We start from the raw sequence: 5,710 nt of genomic DNA, 5'->3' as shown, positions 1-5,710 counted from the left end.
AAGCTGTAGGCATGAAGCTGTCTTGTTCCGACCATTCGGTGTTACCCAATCTAAGTTCTCACAGACCGTATTTGCTAGCTCGGTAAGGCTTAGTTTCGGAAACATGCGTATTATTTCCTTAACATCTTGCAGTTCCTGTTCGGTGAAATATCTGCCGCTTACCAAGACTTGGTTGTCGTATTGTTTTGTCATAGTGCAGGCCCCCTTTGATAATAACCCACACTATTGTCTCATAATTAATTACCGCTGTCCAGTTCCTTTTTCGATAAAATATTTCTTCTAGTCTCTGGAAACCCTTGTCGGGCATAGTAGTTAGAGGCTATGCGTCAGTTCTGGCCGCGCAGTATATGCAGATGTTACAGCTTACTGGATCACCGGTTATTTCAAAAACCTGCCATTCCGCTCCTTCGAAACTTCTGACCTCCGGCTTCTGGCATCTGTCCTTATTTTCAAGGTATTTTCAAGGTAGGTACTCATGTTGTCCAGGTGGCACAATCAGTTGATCCTGTTTATTTTAGTGATCTCAAGGAGAAAATAAAGCAGAATCGGCTTTTGACATTTCTGGATTTGTAGTCTATAATAATAGTCAAGGAAAGTCAAAAGGTCAACTATAGTCAAGTGAGGTTTGGGTCCATCTAGCCGCTCAAAATAATGCACAAAGGTTCTACCAGCTGAAGCAGTTTACCATACAGCTTATATGCTCAGCATTACTACCACTGAATTCATCACTAACCTTTAACTTATACAGCACAGATGGACCCTGTTATTAAAAATTATAACTGATCAATAAATAGCAGGAGAAACAGCAGGAGGGATGCGGGATGGAACCAAGGTCATTAGTAAGTGAAATCGAGTCCTACCTCAAATCCCTGTTGAAAAAGAGCCCGGAGGTTGGATCGAGCTGAGCAGGAAAGATGTTGCCGAGCTTTTCGACTGTGTTCCCTCCCAGATTACCTATGTAATCAATACCCGCTTCGCTTTGCGGAATGGCTATGTGGTGCAAAGCCGCCGCGGGGGTGGTGGTTTTATCAGGATCTGCAGTTTGTTCACAGCACCTGAAGGGGCTCTAAGAGGTCAATTTGAGGAAAAGGCAGAGGAAGATGCACGGGCTGCTTTGTGTGTGTTGGCTCGGCGTGGGTTATTTACGAAGCGTGAGTTTCTCATTTTGGGCACTGTTTTAGAGGTCTTGGAAAGAAGCCTTCCGCGTGGGGAGGGAGATGAGCTGCTGCTTGAGGTTGTAAGAACCCTTGCCCATAAGGGTTTCTTTTAAAGAAAAAGTATCAACTGTCAGTGTTTCTCTTCCACTGTTGGTACCAAGAACGACCAAATGGCTGCATATCAGGAAGAGGCCGTTCACTTGTAAGAGGAGGAGAATCCTTGGGCTTGCTGGTTTCGATGGATGACTGCGGAGCCCAGGTGCAAATTGGTAATAATACGTGGAAATTGATCTCCGCCATGTTTCATTCGCAATGTTCTAGGTGCAAATCGGTAAAAATACATGGAAAATGTCCGGTGTCCAATCATGATTTCAGGCCCCGGGTAACAACAGTTCGCGGCGAGAGGTAGCGGAGTTATCAGACTGAACGAGCCGGTGAAAGTGTGTAGAAATGTAATCTTAATCTACGGGAAGAGCCTTCCAGTATAAGGTATCTGATCAGGTTGAAAGCCAAGGGGCGGCAAAAAAGATTGCTCCGGAATGTCCGGAGATGAGATATAGGAAATTGATACCAGGCAGCACAATTGTTTTGCGGTGGGGCTGCCATTAAAAAAGGGGTGGTTTTTCATGTTTTGTCAGGAGTGTCAAAAAAGACCGGCAACCGTACACATGACACGGATTGTCAATAATACAAAAACGGAGCTGCATCTGTGTTCTGAGTGTGCACGCAGCCATCAGGAACTGGCCTTATCTATGAACTTTGAGCCCAGTTTTTCCATTCACAAGTTTCTGGCGGGGCTCCTGGGCACATCCTCATTTCCCACGGAACCTGTGGCCTCTCCGGAATGTCCCAACTGCGGGATCAACTTTGCTAAGTTCGGTGAGATCGGGAGGTTCGGCTGCAGCAGGTGTTACCGCACCTTCAATGAGGGGTTAGAACCGCTGATCCGCAGGGTGCAGGGAACAACCCAGCATACGGGTAAGGTGCCAAGAAGAGCGGGCGGCAAGCTGGGTGTGAAGCGGGAGATTGAGAAGCTGAAAACCCAACTGCGGCAAGCTGTACGGGAAGAGGCCTATGAAAGGGCTGCTGAGCTACGAGACAGTATTCGTGCTTTGGAAAATAAACTTCAGTAAGGAGGCGATGGTGCTATGACTATAGAAAATGCCCTCAATAACCCTTATACCAAGTGGATGGAGGGGAAGGGCCCTCATGCCTCCATCGTGATCAGCAGTCGGGTGCGGCTGGCCCGCAACCTCAATGACTACAACTTCCCCCACCTGCAGGATGAAGAAAGCGGCCGTAAAGTGATGGAGTTGGCCAAGGATGCCCTTACAGCTCAAGAGGTACAAGAGCTGGTGGATGGGATCGAGTTTATGTCTCTTGAAGAGCTTTCTCCCCTTGATCGGCTGATTCTTATGGAAAAGCACCTGATCAGCCCGCAGCTTGCAGATGGTGAGGGGCCGTGTCATGGCATTGCCTTGAGTGAGGATGAGGCGGTCAGTGTGATGGTGAATGAAGAGGACCACCTGCGGCTCCAGGTTCTTTTTCCTGCACTGCAGCTGAAGGAGGCATGGAATCTTGCCAGCAAGGTGGATGATCTTCTGGAAAGCAGGCTGGACTTTGCCTTTGATGAGCAGTACGGCTACCTGACATGCTGTCCTACCAATGTAGGAACAGGTCTCAGGGCCTCGGTAATGATGCATCTTCCGGCGATCGCAATGACGAACCAGGCCAACAGGTTTTTCATGTCTCTTTCCAAGCTGGGCTTTGTGGTGCGGGGACTCTATGGGGAGGGAACTCAGGCCAAGGGCAACCTTTTCCAGGTTTCCAACCAGATTACCCTGGGTCTCAGTGAAGAGGAGCTTATCGGCAACCTCACCTCGGTCAGCCGCCAGATCATCGAGCAGGAGCAGTTGGCTCGGGATGAGATGCGCAAGGAGAGTCTTGCTCAGCTGGAGGACATGGTTTTCAGATCCTACGGGATTCTGACCAATGCCTATATCATCAGTTCAGAAGAGGCGGTGGCACACCTTTCCAATGTCCGTTTAGGGCTGGATATGGGCCTGCTCAGGGATGTACAGTTTAGAAAACTCAATGAGTTGTTGGTGGAAACCAGGCCGGCATTCTTAAGAAAGCTGGCCGGCAAAGAAATTGATGCATTTAACCGTGATTTTAAAAGAGCTGAATTAATCAGGAATTCACTGTCTTAATGACAGAAAGGAGGTTTTGTCATGTTCGGAAGGTTTACAGAAAGAGCACAAAAGGTACTTTTCCTTGCTCGGGATGAAGCCCGGCGCTTGGGACACCCGGCTGTGGGCACTGAGCACCTTCTTCTGGGGCTGCTCCGCGAGGGTGAGGGAATTGCCGCCAGGTCTTTAAAGGCACTGGGTGTCGATGTGGATAAGGTTCGCCAGGAAGTAGAAAAGATTGTTTCCCCGGGCAAACCCGGGCTTGGTGAAGAGATCGGGCTTACACCCCGAGCCAAAAAGGTTCTTGAGCTTGCCCAGGAAGAGGGGCGCCGGCAGGGTGTCAGTTATGTGGGAACAGAGCATATCCTGCTTGGTTTGATTCGGGAAGGTGAAGGAGTGGCTGCTCGGGTGCTTGTCAATCAGGGACTTACCCTTGATAAGGTACGGCGCCAGGTATTGATGCTTTTGGGAGCTATTGGCCCTGTCAGCCCTGGCCACAAACAGGCAGGCATGTCACAGCGCACAAGCCAGACACCGACAATGGATGAATTAGGGCGTGACCTGACTGAGCTTTCCCGGGAAGGGAAGCTTGACCCCGTCATCGGGAGGGACAAGGAGATCGAGCGGGTGATCCAGATCTTGAGCAGGCGCACAAAAAATAACCCCTGCCTGATTGGAGAGCCCGGAGTTGGGAAAACCGCTGTTGCCGAAGGGCTTGCTCAGAGGATAGTTGAGAATAAAATACCGGAAATGCTTGTGGATAAAAGGGTGGTCACCCTGGATATGTCCGCAGTTGTTGCGGGTACCAAGTACCGGGGTGAATTTGAGGAAAGGCTTAAAAAGGTGATCGAGGAGATCCGGAGTGCCGGTAATGTGATCCTGTTCATCGATGAGGTGCATACCCTTGTGGGTGCGGGAGCTGCAGAGGGGGCTATAGATGCCGCCAATATCTTGAAGCCGGCTCTTGCCAGGGGTGAGCTGCAGTGCATTGGGGCTACCACCCTGGATGAATACCGCAAGAACATCGAAAAGGATGCTGCTTTAGAGCGAAGATTCCAGCCGGTGATGGTGGGTGAGCCCACACTGGAAGAAACATTTGAGATCCTGAGGGGCTTGAGGGACCGCTATGAGGCACACCACAGGGTGAAGATCACTGACAGCGCCCTTAAAGCCGCTACCAGGCTGTCCAGCCGCTATATATCTGATCGCTTCCTGCCGGACAAGGCAATTGACCTCATGGATGAGGCGGCCTCCCGGGTGAGGCTCAAGGCCTATACCGCTCCCCCGGATGTCAAGGAGCTTGAGGAAAAGCTTGAGCTGCTGCAGAAGGAAAAAGAATCTGCGGTTGTCAGCCAGGAATTTGAAAAGGCTGCATCACTGCGGGATGAAGAACAGCAGTTGCAGGATGAACTGGAGCGCATCAAGAACAACTGGGTGCAGCGCAAACAGCTGGATCAATCGATAGTTACCGAAGATGATATTGCAGATATAGTTTCCAGCTGGACGGGGATCCCTGTCAACAGGTTGCAGGAGGAGGAGTCTGAGCGCCTGCTGCATATGGAGGAAACTCTGCATGAGCGGGTAATCGGCCAGGATGAAGCTGTGGAGGCAGTATCCCGTGCAGTAAGAAGGGCGCGGGCCGGGCTGAAAGACCCGAAGCGTCCTGTGGGCTCCTTCATCTTCCTCGGCCCCACCGGTGTCGGCAAGACCGAACTGGCCAGGGCTTTAGCAGAGGCGCTTTTCGGTGATGAAGAGGCCATGGTGCGGTTCGATATGTCCGAATACATGGAGAAGCACACTGTGTCCAGGCTCCTGGGAGCGCCCCCAGGATATGTGGGCTATGAGGAGGCCGGCCAGTTGACAGAGACTGTCCGGCAGCGCCCTTACTCGGTTGTGCTGTTTGATGAGGTCGAAAAGGCACACCCGGATATCTTCCATGTTCTGCTGCAGGTGATGGAGGACGGACGGCTTACTGATGCCAAGGGCAGGACCGTGGATTTCCGGAATACCGTGATCATCATGACATCTAATGTAGGGGCGAACCTGATCCGCCGCGAGCACCGTATGGGCTTTAAGGCCGGAGATAAAAAAGATGCCCTGGATTACGAGTCGATGAAGGAACGGGTTATTGAAGAGTTGCGGCGCACCTTCCGCCCCGAGTTTTTGAACAGGGTTGATGAGGTTATCGTTTTCCATGCCCTGAATGAGGATCATATGAGGGAGATTGTCGAACTGATGCTAAAGACCATCGGACAAACGCATCGCAGACTTTGGGCTGCAGCTGGAGTTTACCCAGGAGGCCAAAGAACTTCTTGATCAAAGAAGGCCATAGACCCCACCTTCGGCGCCCGTCCACTGCGGCGG

General features: G+C 51.0%; 3 protein-coding genes and 2 pseudogenes. 4 read left to right on the top strand and 1 reads right to left on the bottom strand.

What is annotated here, in order from left to right; translation table 11 throughout:
* Positions 1-192 (bottom strand): annotated as a pseudogene (locus tag SSCH_RS15870) (hypothetical protein); the annotation flags it as partial.
* A gap of 673 nt (positions 193-865) precedes the next feature.
* On the opposite strand from SSCH_RS15870, the gene SSCH_RS20570 reads away from it, so the two are divergent.
* The 4 genes and pseudogenes from SSCH_RS20570 to SSCH_RS15850 all read left to right on the top strand — a co-directional run.
* Positions 866-1,270 (top strand): CtsR family transcriptional regulator, encoded by a 405-nt coding sequence (locus SSCH_RS20570; protein WP_269746229.1) that lies wholly within the window; start codon positions 866-868, stop codon positions 1,268-1,270.
* Positions 1,271-1,783: 513 nt separating this feature from the next.
* A complete protein-coding gene (locus tag SSCH_RS15860) occupies positions 1,784-2,290 on the top strand; it encodes a UvrB/UvrC motif-containing protein (protein ID WP_044666335.1) in 507 nt (168 codons plus the stop codon).
* Positions 2,291-2,305: 15 nt separating this feature from the next.
* Positions 2,306-3,367: a protein arginine kinase gene (locus SSCH_RS15855; RefSeq protein ID WP_044666334.1), complete on the top strand. Its 1,062-nt coding sequence runs from the start codon at positions 2,306-2,308 to the stop codon at positions 3,365-3,367.
* Between the two features lie 21 nt (positions 3,368-3,388).
* A pseudogene (locus tag SSCH_RS15850) lies at positions 3,389-5,549 on the top strand (ATP-dependent Clp protease ATP-binding subunit); the annotation flags it as partial.
* Between the last annotated feature and the right edge of the window lie 161 nt (positions 5,550-5,710).

The organism is Syntrophaceticus schinkii (assembly GCF_000946815.1).
In the GTDB taxonomy this organism is placed as follows: Bacteria; Bacillota; DSM-12270; order Thermacetogeniales; family Thermacetogeniaceae; genus Syntrophaceticus; species Syntrophaceticus schinkii.
This window is presented reverse-complemented; position numbering and strand designations above follow the sequence as displayed.